Genomic DNA, 18,508 nt, shown 5'->3' with positions numbered 1-18,508 from the left:
TGAACAGCGGTAAGCGATCTACTTGATCACATCGAGCCGATTCACGATGCCGCCCAATCCAGAAGGATTTCCAGACTGCATCGAGTTTCAATGCAATTCACCTGTGATCATTCTCGTAAACTCTTGATTCCCACAGTGGGGACGACCTAGGCTACATGAGGCAAAAAGAAAAAGGGGCTTGGGGTGGCTAACGCTTTAATGATGCGCGCGATGCACGACGGCAACTGTGCTGTTGCCGGCGCCCGAATATTTTCGGTCCGCAATCCTGAATTTCGCGATCAAACTAATGCTTGAAGTCAATACAAAGGCGATTTCCCGGGTTCTGGAAGCGGCCAGGCGCAAGCTCCTCGAAACCGGAACGCGAAACCGGCTAATCCACGTCAACAGGGCCAATCAGCGGGCCAACTGCCTGAACGTGATCAATGAACGCTCGGACGACATTTTCGCGCTCCTGAGTGTTCAAAGTAAGCGCATGCGCTTTAAGGCGATGGGTAAGGACAAGGCTGAGGATGGGCCGTCAGGGCTGCTCGCCTTGCCCGACGATGACCGCGAAGCCGGCTCGGAACGGTATGGCGACAATTTTATTGAGACGCCCCTTGGCCCGGAAGCACTGGCGCGGCGCCTCTTACGTCTGGCTCACGATGCGAAGACAGCGGAAGAGGAACAGGGTCTCAACATCCTCTATCTGGCCATGGGCTTTCTGCGTTGGCGTGAGAGTCCGAACTCGGAGATCCAACGCGAGGCACCGCTAATCCTCATGCCGGTGCAACTGGTGAGAAACGAGCGCACCTCGACCTTCGATATCTTGCCTCGCGACGACGACATCACCACGAACCTGCCCCTGCAGGAACGGCTGCGGCAGGATTTCGGGATCGTCCTGCCGGAAATCGAAGAGACCGAAGGATGGAGCCCGTCTCAGTATTTCGCGCTCGTGGCCGAGGCAGTTTCAGCGCAATCGGGCTGGTCAATCGATGCCGACGGCATGCAGATCGGCTTCTTCTCCTTCGCCAAGCTACTCATGCACCGTGATCTCGACCAGGCGAATTGGCCGGATGGCACGCTCGCCGACAACGATTTGCTTGCTGGGCTTCTGGCTGAAGGGTTCGAGGCCGATACACCGCTCTTTGGACCCGAGGACAAGCTCGACGACCACCTCGATCCGGCGCAAATCATCCAGGTGATCGACGCCGATGCCTCGCAGACCAAGGTGATCGAAGAGGTTCGGAGAGGTGCAAGCCTGGTGGTGCAAGGACCGCCCGGAACCGGCAAGTCGCAGACCATCACCAACATCATCGCAGCGGCGGCTCATGACGGAAAGTCAGTGCTGTTCGTCGCCGAGAAGATGGCAGCGCTTTCGGTTGTGCACGACCGCCTGGTAAAGGCAGGACTGCGCGACATCTGCTTGGAATTGCATTCGCGCACGGCCAACAAGAAAGCCCTTGCGCAGGAACTCGGACGCACGCTCATGGCCAGTGCGCGTGCTTTGCCGGGAGCCGCCGATCCCGCTCAGCTTCGCCTCACCCGCGACGAGCTGAACCGAATCACGGCGCTTTTGCACACACCTCTTCCGCCAAGCAACGAAAGCCCCTTCCGCGCAATCTCGGAAATCGTTGGCTTTATTGGCCAGGGGGCAAAGGCACCCTCGATTTCCGAGGAAGGTCTAGGGACGCTGACATGGGAGGCACGCCAGCGGGCGCTGGCGGCGATATCCGGTTTCGTCGCGGCGCTCGAAACGGCGGGACCGCCTCAAGCGCATCCATTCCGCGGAACCATGGCCCTCGATCTGCAACCCACCGATTTGGTGCGCCTTGGGAACGAATTGGCCGCGGCGACGAACGGGATCTCGCACTTGTGCAGCGCGGCGGCGCACCTTGCGCAGATGCTCCATCAAGCTGAACCGCGAACCCTGGCCGAGATCTCAGCGCTTGGCGCAGGGCTAGAGGCGCTTGGGTCGGCCCCTGCTGGAGCAGCGGCATCAGTGGCTGCACTGTTTCCGAATGCGGACCAGCCTCGGCAACGCGAGGCCCTGCAGGCTGGGGCAGGCTGGGCGGCGGCTCAAATCGCCGCGGCAGGAAAGTTTGTAACTCCGGCCTGGAACGCCAGTCTCGGCGCGATGCGGCAGGCAATCGTGCGCGGCCAGAGCTCCTTCTTTGCACGGATGTTCGGCCCCTATCGCCGCGCTTCGGGCGAATTGGCGAGCCTTCTGTCAGGCCCGCTGCCCAAGGCACCCGCAGAACGACTGGCGCTGCTGGACGAACTGGCGGAAGTCCAAAATCGGCGAAAGCGCCTGGCCGAGGAAGAAGGCTGGCTGCAAACAGTCCTCGGCGTCGAATGGCGAGGCGAGCGCACGCCTTTCTCGGCGCTGCTCGCCACCAGCGAGTGGTTGACAGAGGTCAAGCGCTCCGGGGGCTTTGCCGAGGCAGCCCTCGTCATGGAAGCGCTTATCGCATTTCCGGATCCGCGCGGCGCAGCTCGCGACCTCGAAGCTCGCGTTCAGGTCTGCCGCGCCGGCGCGGCGGCGCCGATAGCTCGGTTGCAACTCGACTTGGCCGAGGCGCAAGTCGGCGATGCACTCGAGACGGCGCCGTTGTCCGAAGTCGTCGCCGCCTTCACGCAAATGGCAGCTGACACCGGCTGCTATAGTAATTGGGCCTCGCTTGCATGCAGCGTTGCTACCGCGATCAGCAATGGAGCCGGGTGCGTCATCGATGCAGTGGATGGGGGATACCTTGCTCCTAGTGAGGCCGAACGTGAATTTGTCTATGCTTGTGCCGAAGCGCGTTGGAACGCGGCGCGCGCCGGTCGGCCGGAGTTGAACGCGCTTCCTCAGCTTGATCGGCACGACCTTGTGCATTTGTTCCGCAAATTGGAGAAGGACCGTATAGAAACGGCCAAGACCTTGATCCTGTCACGCCATTTCGAGCAGATGCCGCGTGGCACAATGGGTGAAATGGGGATCGTCCGCGGCGAGATCGGACGCAAGCGCGGCCACAAGCCAATCCGTTGGGTGATGAAGAATGCAGGCAGCATGGTGCAGCGCATCAAGCCCGTGATGCTGATGAGCCCGATTTCGGTCGCGCAGTTCTTACCTTCAGGCAGCGTCGATTTCGATCTTCTGGTGATTGATGAGGCATCCCAGATCCGCCCCGAAGATGCCTTGGGTGTTGTTGCTCGTGCTCGCCAGATCGTGGTGGTGGGCGACCAGAAGCAGCTACCCCCGACTTCGTTCTTTGACCGTTTGGTCGACGATGTTGAAGATATTGAAGACGAGGATGAGGATGCCCCGCTCGGCGCCACCGCAGCCGACATGGAAAGCATCTTGTCACTGTGTGAGGCACGCGGACTCCGATCGCGAATGTTGGAATGGCACTACCGGTCGCGCGATCCATCGTTGATCCGGGTATCGAATGCCGAATTCTACGGCGATAACCTTGTCCTGCCACCGTCACCGCTGCAACTCGATGAAGACTACGGGCTGAAGTTCCGACGCGTTCCAGGCGTATATGCACGCGGCGGCAGCGGATTGGGTCGCCAGGGAACCAACCGGACCGAGGCACAGGCCGTCGTGCGAGGGATGGCGGAACACGCTCGAGCATGGCCAGACCTTTCTCTCGGAGTCGTCGCCTTCTCAAAGGCGCAGGCCGACATGTTGACTGAGCTGCTCGAACTCGAGCGCCGTCACGATCCTGTGCTGGACGGCTTCCTGCGCGAGGGACGACATGAGGATGTTTTCGTTAAGAACATCGAGAACGTGCAGGGTGACGAGCGTGACGTCATCCTGATTTCGGTGGGCTATGGACCGCAGGAGCCCAACGGGCCGCTCGCTTCCATGTCTTTCGGACCAGTGAATGGCGAAGGTGGCGAACGGCGGTTGAACGTCCTCTTCTCCCGCGCGAGGGTTCGCTGCGAGGTCTTCGCTTCCTTCGATCCAGGTTATATCGACCCAACGCGCAGCAAACGTGAAGGTCCGCGGGTTCTGAAACGCTTCCTCGACTTTGCTAAGACCGGAATCATGGAGGAGCGCGTGGCCAGCGCCCTCGATGCCGACAGCCCATTCGAGGAAGATGTAGCCGCAGCAATCCGCTCACTCGGCTATCTGGCCGATCCGCAGGTCGGGACGGCTGGGTTCCGGATCGACCTTGGGGTGCGTCATCCCGATCGTCCGGGGCAGTATCTGTTGGCGGTGGAATGCGATGGTGCCGCCTACCATGCAGCCCTGTGGGCGCGTGAGCGTGATCGGTTGCGTCAGGATGTCCTCGAGAACCTCGGCTGGGGGTTCCATCGCATCTGGAGCACCGACTGGTTCCATCATCGTGCCCGTGAGATTCAACGGCTGGCCGCAGCACTTGACCAGGCGAGGCGGGCGGTTGCGGACGGCATTCGCGTGCGTGGTGCAAATCACGGGGTTTTCCGGCCGGCTCCGCTGGAGCAGGACATTGCGGAGGAATCGGTCGAAATCGACCATCTTACCTTGACGGCTCCGGCCTATGTCCGCGCCGAGCTTTCTGTGCGATCCAGCCTTGAGCCCCATGAGGCTCCCGTCGCGCAGCTTGCTGACCTCGTTGTGAGAATCGTCGGGATCGAAGGGCCGATCCATATCGACGAGGTGGCGCGGCGCATAACCTCGGCCTTCGGCAAATCCCGGGCCGGCAACCGTATTGCCGAAGCGGCAGGGCGTGCAGCGCGTCTTGCCACGCAAAGGGACCACGCGCTGAGGTGGACGGGATCGTTCCTCTTAACAGAAGAGCAAGCCCAAAAACCACCGATCCGGGACCGCAGTGCTGAAACCGGCAGTCTGCTGAAGGCCGCCTATCTTCCACCGATAGAAATAGCCGCCGCAGCTCAGCGAATTCGTTCGGAAAGTGGCGGCATGCCGTCCCAGGACTTAACCCGGGCGGTAGCGCGGCTCTTGGGGTTTCAGCGAGTCGGAACCGATTTGGCAGAAGTGATCAGCGATACTCTCATGGCGACCGACGGAGCGCGGTAACACATTACGAGGGAGCTCGCTGGCCCAGCCTTGCAAAGGGCGCACCGGCACTCGACAGTGCACTTGCCGCTGTCGACTGCACGGTTGAGGATACCATTGGTCCGCTATAGCCACGCGCTGATCCTTGGAAGAGTCCGGCAGGTGGTGAGCGGAGAGCCTTGTCCGGGTTATCATCACGGGTATATGGGTCGTCGTAAACGCCCGCCGGTTCCGGCTGCCTTGGCGGCGTGCTTGGTCCAACGCCCCACCAAAGCCGGCACGCTGGAGGTGATTTCCGGTCCATTTTGTCGACCGTCACAGCGTTACAAATGTTTCCGTAAGTGATTGATTTTCTTGTCATCGGTTAGAGTTCAATCCTCTCTCGCAGCACCATCCGAACCCTTTCAAATTACCGGTGGTGGCGACTGGTCCATTAAATTGCATGCAAACCATCTCGCGAGAGCGCTCACTTTGGTCTCTCTGTCAGATCCACTCCTACCCGAGACGTCCGTGGCATCCCGCCATCTTCTTCGGGACGACTTTTTCTCAAACTTTCGGCTTCTCGGCGGCGAGAGCGCTATAACGTCAGGAAGAAGGAGCATTCTGCCATGATGATGATCACCTGCGGGCTTATACACGCCTTACCGTTCGAAGCCCGCCGTGGCTGTAACCGAAGGGAAGCCGCATCCTATGTAGGTGTCAGCCCGACCCATTTTGACAAGCTCGTCAGCGACGGCATCTTTCCAAGGCCGTTCGAACTTCTCGGTCGGAAGGTTTGGGACGTCCAGACACTCGATCGTGCCGTTGACGCCCTGTCGGGCATCGAGACGCTTGTGGCACGTTCTCCGGTCAGCGACGAGGATCATCTCGACCGTGAGCTAGCCGCGTTCGAGGCGAAGCATGGTCACGCTTGAACTCAAAGGCCTGCACCGGGTCAAGGCCAAGGGCAGGATCTATTGGTATGCTTGGCGGGGTGGTCCACGGCTGCTCGGCACGCCCGGATCTCCGGAATTTCTGGCCTCCTACAATGAGGCAATCGCCAATCGCCAGTCGCCGGACAGCGGCCGGTTCCGCTCGCTGGTAGCGCTCTACAGGGCCAGCACCGACTACAAAAAACTCGCCGAGTCGACACGACGTAACTGGGGTCCCTGGCTCGACCGGATCGCCGAGCATTTTGGGGAATTGCGCATCGCCCAGTTCGATCGACCAGAGAAGATCAGGCCGGTGATCCGCCGGTGGCGAGCGGCATACGGCGAGACGCCTAGGTCAGCCGACTACGGCATGCAGGTTCTCTCTCGCGTGCTCTCATACGCAGTCGATCCACTCGGCAAGATTGCCTCGAATCCTTGTGAAGGAATCAAGCAGCTTTACAGCGGCGATCGGTCGGAAATCATCTGGACGGACGGCGACATCGCGCATCTGAAGAAAACGTGCTCGGCCGAGATTGCGCAGGCGGTCGACCTGGCTGCACATACCGGCCTTCGCGTCGGCGACCTCGTCCGCCTGTCCTGGTCGCACGTGGACGAGAACGCCATAATCATCAAAAGCGGCAAAAGCAGACGTCAGCGCGAGGCCATCATTCCCCTCTACCAGGGACTGCGCGACGTCCTCGCACGAATACCGAAGCGCTCGCCAGTCATCCTGACCAGTAGCAGGAAGCGTCCGTGGACTGTCAACGGCTTGGCCAGTTCGTTCTCCGACGCGAAGAAGATCGCATGGCCGAAAGGCGATAACCTGCACTTCCACGATCTCAGAGGCACAGCTGCGACCAAATTTTACGTCGACGGTCTAACAGAGCGTGAGATTGCCGAGTTGATGGCCTGGGAGGAGGAGCAAGTGGCGCGAATAATCCGGCGTTACGTCGGCAAGCAGGCAGCTATCAAGGACCGGATCAAGCGGCTCAACGAGGCCAGGCAGAAATCCCAGCCCTAATTTATTGGCTGCCGTCCTCATCAAACAGGTCCTTTGCTGGGCCAGCCGATTGGATAACTCCGTAAACCTTGATCACCGTCATTTTTTGATCAATTAGATCACCGTTTGCCTCGTAGCGGTATTCGAAGCGCATTCGCAGGCGCAGGGCGTCGCCCGGCTTGATGGGATATTTTCCGTGATGGAAATCGCGAATCCAGTCGGGGACATCCATTGTCGCCGAGAGCGAGACTCTTCCGTGCTTAAATTGCCATTGTGATTTCGCTAAGAAATCAGGCTTTCGAATGATAAGGACCATGTCCATCTCATTGGACAATTCCTGCTCGATTGGAATTTCGGGAAGGTTCTCCGAAGGAAGCCATTGCTGCTTGAGATTTACGGTGTAGTCGGTCTTGTCGAGGGTTATCGTGAGTTTTTCGCCCTCCTCGAACTGCCCTTTGATCCGCTGAATCGCATCCAACGGCTGCGCCAACCTGGTTGGGTTGGTAGGTGGGTAATCGGGAAAATGTCGCACATCAGTTTCTTCAGCCAGGTCGCGCATTTTTGCCGTTAGGTCTTCGATCTGCGCCGGGTGATCAGCGTCGACTGCGCGGTCGAGCCATTCCAACGCAACGTATTTGGCCTTGACCAGATACTTGCCGACCTGTGGCTTCCAATCCACATCTTTGAGCGCTTGATCATCAGCAGCTTCCAAGAAATTTCGGAGCCAGATTTTCAGGCTGGATTTCTGCACGTCCTCCAAAATGAGGGCGGTTGAAATTCGCGAATCGACAGCGGTGATAAGAACGCGGTCCAAGTCCTCAAAGGCTTTTATGAGATTGGCTGCGATATCAAAGACACGGGCTGCGGAGCCTTGGCCTTCCAAAAAATCGATCTTAATCTCAATGTCGCTTTCTGGCGGCATCGGCGGCTCTCCCCCCAAAGTAAGATGCATTCCGTCGCTCACGACAGCCCTCACAATCACAATCCTTGCATCGATCGCGGTTAAGATTTCGACCGATTAGGGATCAGACAGAGAACGCAGCCTGTAAAACTGCCCGTAAAACTGCTGGTTTTTCACCATCCAGAAAATCAGGCGCAAAGCCTTGCGGAGGAAGCTGGAGCGGGTAGCGGGAATCGAACCCGCGCGTTCAGCTTGGGAAGCTGACAAGCTACCATTACATCATACCCGCGCAGCAGCCTCGTTACCACGCAAGCCGGCATTCGGGCAATCGTTATGCGTATACTCGTGTGCACTCGTGCCTTGCCAGCGGGCCGACTGTTACTCCGTCGTGGCAACGGCATCGTCTGTGGCAAAGGCCGGCCAGTATTTCGAAATTGCCAGAGTGGCCCCGATGGTAGAAAAATGGCCATAGTCGAAATAGAGGAACTGGCCTGCGTCGGCGTAAGAGCAACGTCCGGCGCTACAGAGGAAATTCAGCGGATCGATAAAGGTGGCGCCTTTGGTAAATGCGCGCACACGGTTGTTGATGTCTGGATCCATGGCCATTGGCCAGGACGTATCATCGAGATTTTCGCGCTTTGCGAAGAACGCGATTTTCCGAACATCGGTTATGAACTGCGGGGACTGGCCGATGACAAACACGCGCACACCCAGACCACGAACGGTATCGATCGTTTGCTGGAGACCGTCGAAACTTCTGGCCTCATAATCGGTCCACCGACCGCTGAGCACGACCGTCTTGATGCCAGCGTCCTGGATAATCTTCAGGGCTTGCTGATTGAACCGCATGCAATCCGGGCGTCCATAGGAGAAGTAGGAGAGTATCGGGGGACAGCCCGCGTAGGTGTATTCCACGATATTGGCCCGGAGTTGATTTATGTTGGCGTCCAGGCCTGGAACATAGTGGGCGGCGAACGAGTCACCCCACAACAAAACGGTTGTAGGGAAGCCGCGTGTGCGGGTGCAATCCTCGATATTCCAGTTTTCGATCCGGCTGAAGCCCTCGTTGAAACAGGTGCCATTGCCCCAGTCCCCGACAGGAATCCGCTGTTGGACATAGTCTGGAAAGCGTTGCGGAAAGCCGTTGCCGAGCGCCCCGGCCGCCCCGCCAAGGCAAAGAACAGCGATTGCGCCCGCTGAAAAGGCGAAGATGGGCGCCGGGGCGGTGAAGCTCCTTTTCTGCCGAAACGGCTGCTCGACGTACTTCCAGGAAAACGCAGCCAGCGCGAGGCTTGCTACCGTCAACGCAACGGTCATCGACGGGTCGAATTCTTCTAGTGAGAGATAGTGCGCGAACGCATTGATCGGCCAGTGAACAAGATACAGCGAATAGGAGATGAGGCCGATCCAGACCAGCGGCCGGACTTCTAGTATGCGGCTGGCGATCGTCGAGGGGCTGTTTTGGCCAACATAGATAAGCAGGACCGTTCCGACGCAGGGATACAAGGCGTTGTAGCCCGGGAACGGATCGCTCTCCGAGATCGCAAAGAACCCGATGGCGAGAAGGCCAAATCCGGCCAACCCGAGCAGTTCCATAAGAAACCGGCTGCTCAGGGGCGGGGGGCGTTTCAGCATGAGCACGGCGCCCAGCATGAGTTCCCAGATCCGTGTCGGCAGCAGGTAGAATCCCGCGTTTGGCGCCAGCCACGTCGCCATGACCGCCAGCACGAAACTGCCGAGGATGATCGGCAGGAGTATCGTCAGCCAGCGTTTGGCAAAAAAGCGGTAGATCAGGAACATCAGGATCGGGGCAAAGATATAGTACTGCTCCTCGACCGAAAGCGACCAGGTGTGCAACAGCGGTCGGAGCTCGGCATCGATCGAGAAGTAATTTGACGTTTTCCAGAAATATATGTTCGACCAGAAAGTCGAAGCCGCTATGACGCTGAGACTGAATTCATGCAGATCCGACGGCAGAAGAATGACCAGGGCCGCAACGCAGGTGAGAAGCGTGACAAAGATCAGCGCCGGCAGGATGCGCCGGGCGCGGCGCCAGTAGAAGCTGACGATCGAAAACTGGCCGCGTTCAAGGTCGTCCAGAAGGCTTCCGGTGATCAGATAGCCAGATATGACGAAGAAGATATCAACGCCGGTAAAGCCGCCTGGAATTGCCGAGATGCCGAAATGGAAGAGTACGACCGGCAGTACCGCAACGGCCCGAAGACCATCGATATCGCGCCTGTACTTCATTCAAGAAGCCCTGTGTTCGCAAGTCACGGTGAGGCAGCGCAGTCCGTCCATCACCGGGCGATGAGTCTGGCAGTTCGATATCAACTGGTTACCCTCTGTCACCCAATTTTGCTGCACTGCAACATAAGTGTCAAGAGCCCAATTCGGCAAAGCGCCGACCGCAGCAACTGAGCGATCGCCTTGATGGCGGGCGGCCAAGTGCGTATTTCTGAAGTTGTGCCCGAATCGGGGCAACCGAATCTGGAGACACGCCTTGTCTGCACTGACGCGCTTTCTCGGCGACACGCCGCTCCGGGTGCTCCTGAAGCTGCTGGTGCTGTCGTTCCTCGTTGGCCTTGTCATGAACGCTTTCGGCTGGTCGCCGATGGATGTGCTCTACGGCATCCGCAATTTCTTCGTCGATCTCTGGAACCTGGGCTTCCGCGCTATTGACCGTTTCCTCGGCTACATCCTGCTGGGCGCGGCGATCGTCATTCCAGCCTTCATCCTGCTCAGGATCGCCAACTACCGGAAATAGAGCAGACGCCGAACCGAAGGTCAGCGTGCGTCAGGCGAAGCCTGAGGCCGTTTCGAACAGGATGGAATGGCGCGCGGCCAGAGCCGCCACGTCAGTCGAATAGCCGCCGCCGATAACGCCGCAGACCGGGATGCCGAGCGCGCGGAAATGACGGATCACCATGTCGTCGCGCGCACGCAGCCCGTCGTTCGACAGCGACAACCTGCCGAGCCGGTCCTCGGAATGAACGTCGACCCCGGCATTGTAGAAAACGATGTCCCAGCGCGCCCTGGCGGTGAGTTCCGGCAGGATGCCGCCCAACCTTTCGAGATAGGCCGCATCGCCGATGCCGTCGGGCAGGGCGATATCGAGGTCGGAAGCGATCTTGCGCGTCGGATAGTTACGATCGCCATGCATGGAAAAGGTGAAAACGCGCCGTTCAGCGCCCAAAATGTCGGCCGTGCCGTCACCCTGATGCACGTCGAGATCGACGATCAGGATATTGCCGGCGACGGCTTCGGCAAGCAGCACCAGTGAAGCCACCGCAACATCGTTGAAGGTGCAGAAGCCGGCGCCTTGCGCGCGCCGCGCATGATGGCTGCCGCCGGCGGTATTGCAAGCGATGCCGTTCAGCAACGCCAGGCGCGCCGCCAGCACGGTGCCACCCGTTGCGAGCTGCGCCCTGAGCGAGACGCGCGGGCCTACCGGAAAGCCGATCTCGCGCTCGATTTTTTCTGGCACTTCGCAGGCCAGCACCTGGTCGACATAGCCGGCGGCATGGGCAAGCTTCAGCCATGATGCCGGGGCCGGCTCGGGCATGTTGAGCGCGGCGGGGCCGGCCAGTCCGCGCGCGCCCAAGGCTTCCATCAGCAGCTTGTATTTGCTCATCGGGAAGCGATGATTGACGGCAAAACCGGCGTCGTAGTCGGGATGATGAACGATCTGCAGGGGCATGAGCGGCAGGTGCTTTTTAGAGCGACTTCGGGTCAGAGCGGCTTGGATGCCCATTGATCGAGGCTGGTATCGCGCAACTCGTGCAGTGATTTGAGCCTTTGCATGTCCGCGAACCGGGCCATACCGGCAAGAATGCGGCCCGGCAGTGCCGGCCCGGCATAGATCATGCCGGTGTAGAGTTGGACGAGATCGGCGCCGGCGCGGATCTTTTCAAGTGCCGTCTCCGCGGAATCGACGCCGCCGACGCCGATGATGGCGGGGTCCGGGCCAAGCAGTTTGCGCATCTTTGCCAGCACGATCGTCGAGCGCTCGAATAGCGGTTTTCCCGAAAGCCCGCCGGTCTCGCCGGCAAGATCGGCGCTGCGCAGCCGCGGCCGCGCGATGGTGGTGTTGGAGACGATGACGCCGTCTATTGCTTTCTCGGTGACCTCGGCGGCGATATCCTCCAGTTCGGCCTCGACCAGGTCCGGCGCGATCTTCAGAAAGATGGCCGGCTGCGCGGCCGCTGCCGCACGTGCGGCCATGACGCGCGACAGCAGCTCGCCAAGCTGTTCACGCGCCTGCATGTTGCGCAGGCCCGGCGTATTCGGCGAGGAGATGTTGACCGTCAGATAGCTGGCGTAGGGCGCAAACCTGGCAACGCCGCGTTCATAGTCACCGACGCGGTCTGTGCTGTCCTTGTTGGCGCCGATATTGACGCCGACGATGCCGGCGCGGCCCTTGCGGGCGGCAAGCCGTTGTTCGGCGGCCGCGTGACCCTCGTTGTTGAAGCCCAGCCGGTTGATCACCGCTTCGTCGGATGTCAGCCGGAAAATGCGCGGCTTCGGGTTGCCGGCCTGCGGCAGCGGCGTGATCGTGCCGACCTCGGCAAAGCCGAAGCCGAGGCCAAGCAGCGCATCGGGAACCTCGGCGTTCTTGTCGTAGCCGGCGGCCATGCCGAGCGGATTGGGGAAATCGATGCCGCAGACGCTGACTTTCAGCCTGTCGTCGCGCACGGGTCTCCCGCCTATCGGCAGCCCGCATTTCAGCGTCGCGATCGACAGGCCGTGGGCGGCTTCCGGATCGAATGCGAACAGGAACCTCTGGCCGAGCCGGTCGAGCACGCTCATTCGGCCTCCAGCGTCGGGAATTGGTGCAGGCCATCGGTGCCGAGCGGCAATGGTTGCACCCAGACGACGGCGTTGAGGTCGAGAGGGCCGTAAAGATGCGGGAACAGCGCACCACCGCGCGAGACGTCGTATTTCAGCGCATCACCCAGTCTGGCGTCATCGACGGCGACCAGCAGCAGCCCGGTCTGGCCGGCAAAGTGTTTTGCCGCGGTTTCCTTGGCCTGGCCGGCGGTGGAAAAATGAATGAAGCCGTCGGCGACATCGATCGGCGCGCCGGTGAAGCGGCGATTTCTTTCGGCCTCGCGCCACAGCGGTTCAGGCACTATCTTGTAGATAAGCTGAGACATGGTTGCGCTATAGTCCGAACCAATCGTACGGGGAAGAGGCAAGCAGGTTCCGGAAAAGTGTCACACGGTTTTCCGACGGGAACCTGCGTCAAGGTAAAGGCCAGGGTTCTTCCCCATTTCTGGCGCAAACATGCGATAAGATTGCGCTTACTGGCTATGGAGGACAAACAATATGCGTCCGCAGCACGTCTTGATCCCTGCAGCCCTCGTCTCGCTCGTCGCGGCATCAGCCTTTTCCGAGGAAGCCGACCGCTACCGGTTGGAAAAGTCGGCCACCGGCTATGTCCGCATGGACACGCAGACCGGTGCGATGTCGATCTGCGAGGAGCGTTCCGGCCAGCTCGTCTGCAAGATGGCGGCCGATGAACGCGCCGCCTTCCAGGACGAGATCGACCGGCTGCAAAGTTCGGTGAAGGCGCTCGACCAGCGCGTCGTCAAGCTCGAGAACTCGCTTGCCGCCCGCTTTGAGTCGACATTGCCCAGCGAGGAGGATTTCAACAAGACGATGAGCTACATGGAGCGCTTCCTGCGCGGCTTCATGGGCATCGTCAAGGACATGGAAAAGGACAGCGGCGAGGATGGCCTCAAGCCCAATTCGCAAAAAACCTGAGCACCGTTCACCGGGGAAGCCCGGCGCACCGGCTTGCCGCTTGAAAACGGCTGATATCGCCGCATAATCGTTCGACTGATCCCGCAAGAAGCAGACAATCATCAATGGGATTCGGGGAGGGCCATGTGCCGTCAGGCTATACTTTCGTCATCGCTGACGATCATCCGCTTTTTCGCGGTGCGCTGAGAGAGGCGCTTGCCGGCATCGGCGACGTCGCCGGCATTCACGAGGCCGGCGATTTCGAAAGCGCCAAGGCGCTGGTCGTGGCCAATGAGGACGTCGATCTGGTGCTGCTCGACCTGTCGATGCCAGGCGCTAGCGGCCTTTCCGGTCTGATCTCGCTGCGCGGCATCCATCCGACGGTGCCGCTGGTGGTGGTGTCGGCACATGACGACCCGGTGACCATCCGGCGCGCGCTCGACCTCGGCGCTTCGGGTTTCATCTCCAAATCGGCCAGCATGGAGGAGATCCGCAGCGCTGTGCAGTCGGTGCTTGCCGGCGACATCGCTGCGCCCACCGGCATCGATCTCGGCGTCGAGCGCGATCCCGAGATATCCGATCTGATCAAGCGGCTGCAGACGCTGACGCCGCAGCAGACGCGCGTGCTCGGCATGCTGGCGGAAGGTCTGCTCAACAAGCAGATCGCCTACGAGCTCGGTGTCTCCGAAGCGACGATCAAGGCGCATGTCTCGGCCATTCTGCAGAAGCTTGGCGTCGACAGCCGCACCCAGGCGGTGATCCTGCTGTCCAAGATCGGCAGCGACCCGCTGGCGGCGGCCGGCTGACCCTCCGGCTTTACTCGGCTGCCGACGCCAGCGGTCTGACCCTCGCCATCATCGAGCGCAGCACCGCTGGTTTGAGCGGCTTGTTGATCACCGGCACGTCGAGCCTGCCGGCGCTGGCGCGCACCTCGCTCGAGCGGTCGGCGGTGACCAGCACCGCCGGCATGTCATGGCCATGGATAGCGCGCAGTTTGGCGATCGCGTCAAGGCCGGTCTCGCCGTCGAGATGATAGTCGGCAAGCACGATGTCGGGTCGACGCATGCCGGCCCCCTCGAGGTCCCCCGAGCCGGCAAACGTGTCGACGCTGCAGCCCCAGCCTTCGAGCAGCAGCCGCATGCCGTCGAGGATGCGGGCGTCGTTGTCGATGCAGAGCACGCGGAGCCCGGCAAGCGAAGCAGCCGTGCGGACCGGCGCCTTGGCCTCGATCTCGCGCCGCGGCTCCTGCACTGCCGCGACCGGCAGGACGACGGAAAAGCGTGTGCCCTTGCTCGGGCTTGAAAATATCTGGAGTTCGAGGCGCAAGACGCGAGCGATGCGGTCGACGATCGAAAGGCCGAGCCCCAGGCCTTCGGCTTCGCGGGCGCCCTCATCGAGCCGGGTGAATTCGTGAAATACCGTGTTCAGCTTGTCGGCGGCAATGCCGATGCCGGTGTCGATCACCTGTATCTCGGCCAGTTCGCCGCGCCGCCGCACGCCGACCAGGATGCGGCCATGGCGGGTGTATTTGATGGCATTGGATACGAGGTTCTGGATCAGGCGGCGCAACAGATTGCGGTCAGTCGTCACGCTGAGCGACGATGGCATGATCGTCAGGCTGAGTTTCTTCTCGGCGGCAAGCGGCTGAAAGTCGTTGCCGATCTGGCGCAGCAGTCCGTCCAGGCTGAAGGCCGTGTCGTCCGGTTTCATCGCGCCGGCGTCGAGACGGGAAATGTCGAGGACTGCGCCGAGAATGGTCTCGACCGATTCCAGCGAGGATTCGATGTTGATCGCGGCCTTGCCCGCAGGTCCCTTGCCGGCCTTTTCGATCAGCGACGAGCAATAGAGACGAGCAGCGTTCAGCGGTTGCAGGATGTCATGGCCGGCGGCAGCGAGGAAGCGGGTCTTGCCGAGATTGGCCTCCTCCGCCAGCATCTGCGCCTGTGCCAGCTCCTCGTTGACGCGGGTCAGTTCGACGGTGCGGTTCTTGACGCGCTGTTCGAGCGTTTCATTGGCGCGCTTCAGCGCCAGGTCCTGCTCGACGCGCCCGGAAATGTCGGCATAGGTGGCAACGATGCCGCCATCCGGCATCGGGTTGGAGCGCAATTCCAGGATGCGGCCGCTGGTCTTCAGCTCCATCTGCCAGGGGCTGACGAAGCTGGTGAGGCGGTTGAGCATCACCACCCGCTGGTCGGCCGGAATGTCGCCGCGCTCGGCAAGGTGGCGCAGGATGCGGTCGAGCGAGACGCCGACCTGGCCCATCTCGTCGGGCAGGTCGAACAGCGCCCGATATTGGCGGTTCCAGCAGATCAGCCGGAAATCCCTGTCGAAGACGGTGATGCCCTGTTCCATCTGGTCGAGCGCGATCTGCAGCAGGTCGCGGTTGTGCTGCAGCGCTTCGGTGGCGTCGTCGAGCAGGCGAAAGGCGTCCTTCGCCTCTCGATCATTGCGGCGCAGCAGCAGCGACAGGATGAGCCGCGCCGAAGAGGAGCCGACGGCACTTGCCAGAAGCTGCTCGGAGAAACGGATGACGTCCATGCTGGCCTGCTCGTTGCCGTGCAGCGAAGCGCCGTTGCTCTTTTCGAACGACTGAAACGACCGTTCAGTGCGTTCGACGCCGAGATAGCGCGCGATGGTGTCCTTGAGGTCGTTGACGGTGACGGTGGTGCGGAAGCGGCGCAGGCTCGGCATCGGGCTCGCCTCGCGCGGCACGAAAATCGACGCCTGGATGCGCTCCAGCGGCACCGACGCGCGCGACAGCGAGCCTAGCACGAAGAACAGCGTGTTGACCGACAGGCTCCACAGGACACCGTGGTTCAGCGGCTCGGCGACGGTGCCGAACAGCGCTTGCGGCCGCAACGCTTCGAAACCGAACAGGCCGTGGACGACGATGCCGGTATCGGACGCGGCGAGCGAAGGAAGCAGCAGCGTATAGCTCCAGACGACGATGCCGGCGACCATGCCGAGCGCCGCCCCCCTGCCGTTGGCGCCGCGCCAGATCAGCCCGCCGATCAAGGCCGGCGCGAACTGCGCGATCGCGGCGAACGACATCAGGCCAATCGAGGAGAGCCGCGCGCTGTTGGTGCTCTCGCGATAATAGAGGAAGGCGACGAACAGCATGATGAAGATCGCCGCCCGTCGCACGTTGAGGATGAGCGCTGACCAGTCCTCGTTCTCGGATGTCGTGGTCTTGAGCAGGCGACGCACAAACAGTGGAATGACGAGGTCGTTGGAGATCATGATCGACAGCGCGACGCTTTCGACGATCACCATCGCGGTCGCCGCCGACAGGCCGCCGATGAACGCCGCCATAGCCAACACATCGTGACCGCTGAGCAGCGGCAGCGACAGGACATAGAGGTCGCTGCTGGTCCTGGTGCCGACCAGCGCCAGGCCGGCGAGCGCGATCGGCAGCACGAAAAGGTTGATCGCCACCAGATAGAGCGGAAACACCCATGTCGCGGTGCGCAGTTCGGCCTCGCTGCGGTTCTCGACGATGGTGACATAGAACTGGCGCGGCAGCATGATGATGGCGAAACCGCTCAAACACGTCAGCACCAGCCAGGTTGCGAGCGAGGTGCTGTAGCTCATCGCTTGCTGAACTTGCGAATTCTCGGCGAGCTTGTCGACCATATCGCCCGGGCCGCCGAAGATCAGGAAGGTCACCATCAGGCCGATCGCCAGGAAGGCGGCGAGCTTGACCACAGTTTCGACCGCTACCGCCAGCACCAGCCCGTCCTGGTGTTCGGTGGCGTCGGCGTGGCGCGTGCCGAACAGCACCGCAAATAGCGCAAGCAGCATGGCGACGACCAGCGAGATGTCGCTGACGAATGGATCGAACGAAGGCGGCGAGCCGGTATAATGCTCGACCATCAGGCTGACCGAGCCGGAAATCGCCTTCAACTGCAGTGCCATGTAAGGCACCGCGCCGATCGTCGCGATCAGCGTGGCGATCGCTGCCACGGCAAAACTCTTGCCGTAGCGGGCGCCGAGGAAGTCGGCGATCGAAGTGATCTTCTCTGTCTTGGCCAGCCTGACGATGCGCCGAAGCAGCGGAAAGCCGAACACGAACACCAGCACCGGGCCGATATAGATGCCGAGGAATTCGAGGCCGCGCTCGGAGGAAAGGCCGACCGAACCGAAGAAGGTCCAGGAGGTGCAGTAGATCGCCAGGCTGAGCGCATAGATGAAGGGCCGGGCTCGGTCAGGCCCGGATGTCGTCGAGCGTTGGTCGCCGAGGCTGGCGATGACGAACAGCAACGTCACATAGGCGATCGCGATGATGACGATGAACCAGCCCTGCACGGCCCAAAAATCCTCCCTTGCCGGTTTTTGCATCCGGCCTGCTGAGACGCAATCACAGCTTGGCGATCAAGTCCATCGCGGCTTTCGGCGCAGGATGGCTGCGGCTTCGGGAAATTTTGGCCGGAACCGGTCTTTTGCCGATGCTGCAACCGTAGGTTTTTGCTATTGTGCCAGTGGGGGGAACGAAGCGGGGCCGAACGAAGCGGGCAGAGGAGGCGGCCTGGCCCGTCAGGACAAGGAGGGTCGGATGCTGAAAGAATTCCAGGAATTCATTTCCAGGGGCAATGTCATGGACCTGGCCGTCGGCGTCATCATCGGCGCCGCCTTCGGCAAGATCGTCGATTCCCTAGTCAACGACATCATCATGCCGATAATCGGGGCGATTTTCGGCGGACTCGACTTCAACAATTATTTCCTGCCCTTGTCCTCAGCGGTCAACGCCACATCGCTGGCGGAAGCCAAGAGGCAGGGCGCAGTCTTCGCCTATGGCAGTTTCATCACCGTGGCGCTGAACTTCATCATCCTCGCCTTCATCATCTTCCTGATGATCAAAGCGGTGAACGATCTGCGCAGGCGGCTGGAGCGTGAGAAGCCCGTTGCGCCTGCTGCCGCTCCGCCGGCCGATGTCGCGCTGCTCACCGAAATTCGCGATCTCCTCGCCAGGAAATAGCGCAGGGGCA

Annotated in this window: 13 protein-coding genes and 1 tRNA gene; 7 read left to right on the top strand and 7 right to left on the bottom strand. The window is 60.9% G+C overall.

From position 1 onward, the window contains the following. The first annotated feature begins 226 nt into the window (after positions 1-226). From X738_RS76540 to X738_RS76530, 3 genes are all read left to right on the top strand, one after another. Entirely contained in the window at positions 227-4,987 is a 4,761-nt protein-coding gene (locus tag X738_RS76540) for a DUF3320 domain-containing protein (protein ID WP_023803311.1), read from the top strand. Positions 4,988-5,574: 587 nt separating this feature from the next. Then, positions 5,575-5,880: a helix-turn-helix transcriptional regulator gene (locus tag X738_RS76535; protein WP_198032928.1), complete on the top strand. Its 306-nt coding sequence runs from the start codon at positions 5,575-5,577 to the stop codon at positions 5,878-5,880. Beyond that, positions 5,867-6,898: a tyrosine-type recombinase/integrase gene (locus X738_RS76530; protein WP_023803309.1), complete on the top strand. Its 1,032-nt coding sequence runs from the start codon at positions 5,867-5,869 to the stop codon at positions 6,896-6,898. The genes X738_RS76535 and X738_RS76530 overlap by 14 nt, the downstream gene beginning before the upstream one ends. Position 6,899: 1 nt before the next feature. Here the strand turns inward: X738_RS76530 and X738_RS76525 are convergent, their stop codons facing one another. The 3 genes from X738_RS76525 to X738_RS76515 all read right to left on the bottom strand — a co-directional run bounded on the left by X738_RS76525 (position 6,900) and on the right by X738_RS76515 (position 10,028). Further along, complete coding sequence (locus tag X738_RS76525; protein ID WP_156942736.1) at positions 6,900-7,841, bottom strand: hypothetical protein; 942 nt, start codon at positions 7,839-7,841, stop codon at positions 6,900-6,902. A 152-nt stretch (positions 7,842-7,993) separates the two neighbouring features. Further along, positions 7,994-8,067, bottom strand: a tRNA-Gly gene (locus X738_RS76520). A gap of 89 nt (positions 8,068-8,156) precedes the next feature. Then, positions 8,157-10,028: an acyltransferase family protein gene (locus X738_RS76515; protein ID WP_023803307.1), complete on the bottom strand. Its 1,872-nt coding sequence runs from the start codon at positions 10,026-10,028 to the stop codon at positions 8,157-8,159. 253 nt (positions 10,029-10,281) lie between these two features. On the opposite strand from X738_RS76515, the gene X738_RS76510 reads away from it, so the two are divergent. Beyond that, a complete protein-coding gene (locus X738_RS76510; protein WP_023803306.1) occupies positions 10,282-10,545 on the top strand; it encodes a DUF6460 domain-containing protein in 264 nt (87 codons plus the stop codon). A gap of 30 nt (positions 10,546-10,575) precedes the next feature. Here the strand turns inward: X738_RS76510 and X738_RS76505 are convergent, their stop codons facing one another. The 3 genes from X738_RS76505 to X738_RS76495 are packed head-to-tail and all read right to left on the bottom strand — an operon-like array spanning position 10,576 to position 12,934. Next, positions 10,576-11,478 (bottom strand): histone deacetylase family protein, encoded by a 903-nt coding sequence (locus tag X738_RS76505; RefSeq protein ID WP_023803305.1) that lies wholly within the window; start codon positions 11,476-11,478, stop codon positions 10,576-10,578. Between the two features lie 32 nt (positions 11,479-11,510). Then, entirely contained in the window at positions 11,511-12,587 is a 1,077-nt protein-coding gene (locus X738_RS76500) for a quinone-dependent dihydroorotate dehydrogenase (RefSeq protein WP_023803304.1), read from the bottom strand. Next, entirely contained in the window at positions 12,584-12,934 is a 351-nt protein-coding gene (locus X738_RS76495) for a DUF952 domain-containing protein (RefSeq protein WP_023803303.1), read from the bottom strand. The genes X738_RS76500 and X738_RS76495 overlap by 4 nt, the downstream gene beginning before the upstream one ends. A gap of 172 nt (positions 12,935-13,106) precedes the next feature. On the opposite strand from X738_RS76495, the gene X738_RS76490 reads away from it, so the two are divergent. After that, a complete protein-coding gene (locus X738_RS76490) occupies positions 13,107-13,544 on the top strand; it encodes a hypothetical protein (protein ID WP_023803302.1) in 438 nt (145 codons plus the stop codon). Between the two features lie 125 nt (positions 13,545-13,669). Beyond that, positions 13,670-14,329: a response regulator transcription factor gene (locus tag X738_RS76485; RefSeq protein ID WP_023803301.1), complete on the top strand. Its 660-nt coding sequence runs from the start codon at positions 13,670-13,672 to the stop codon at positions 14,327-14,329. Between the two features lie 10 nt (positions 14,330-14,339). Here X738_RS76485 and X738_RS76480 read toward each other — a convergent pair whose 3' ends face one another. Then, positions 14,340-17,828: a hybrid sensor histidine kinase/response regulator gene (locus X738_RS76480; protein ID WP_023803300.1), complete on the bottom strand. Its 3,489-nt coding sequence runs from the start codon at positions 17,826-17,828 to the stop codon at positions 14,340-14,342. 247 nt (positions 17,829-18,075) lie between these two features. Here X738_RS76480 and mscL point away from each other — a divergent pair, with 247 nt between their 5' ends. Continuing rightward, a complete protein-coding gene (gene mscL, locus X738_RS76475) occupies positions 18,076-18,498 on the top strand; it encodes a large conductance mechanosensitive channel protein MscL (protein ID WP_023803298.1) in 423 nt (140 codons plus the stop codon). The last annotated feature ends 10 nt before the right edge of the window (positions 18,499-18,508 follow it).

It is taken from the genome of Mesorhizobium sp. L48C026A00 (assembly GCF_000502375.1).
Lineage (GTDB): Bacteria > Pseudomonadota > Alphaproteobacteria > Rhizobiales > Rhizobiaceae > Mesorhizobium > Mesorhizobium muleiense.
Note: the sequence above shows the minus strand (reverse complement) of the source record. Positions and strands in the feature narration are given on the sequence as shown.

What these genes read in the sequence shown, in the direction of transcription:
- X738_RS76490 (WP_023803302.1), top strand. Translation starts at nt 13,107, where the DNA reads ATGCGTCCGCAGCACGTCTTGATCCCTGCAGCCCTCGTCTCGCTCGTC.
- X738_RS76505 (WP_023803305.1), bottom strand. Translation starts at nt 11,478, where the DNA reads ATGCCCCTGCAGATCGTTCATCATCCCGACTACGACGCCGGTTTTGCC.
- X738_RS76500 (WP_023803304.1), bottom strand. Translation starts at nt 12,587, where the DNA reads ATGAGCGTGCTCGACCGGCTCGGCCAGAGGTTCCTGTTCGCATTCGAT.
- X738_RS76530 (WP_023803309.1), top strand. Translation starts at nt 5,867, where the DNA reads ATGGTCACGCTTGAACTCAAAGGCCTGCACCGGGTCAAGGCCAAGGGC.
- X738_RS76535 (WP_198032928.1), top strand. Translation starts at nt 5,575, where the DNA reads ATGATGATGATCACCTGCGGGCTTATACACGCCTTACCGTTCGAAGCC.
- mscL (WP_023803298.1), top strand. Translation starts at nt 18,076, where the DNA reads ATGCTGAAAGAATTCCAGGAATTCATTTCCAGGGGCAATGTCATGGAC.
- X738_RS76515 (WP_023803307.1), bottom strand. Translation starts at nt 10,028, where the DNA reads ATGAAGTACAGGCGCGATATCGATGGTCTTCGGGCCGTTGCGGTACTG.
- X738_RS76495 (WP_023803303.1), bottom strand. Translation starts at nt 12,934, where the DNA reads ATGTCTCAGCTTATCTACAAGATAGTGCCTGAACCGCTGTGGCGCGAG.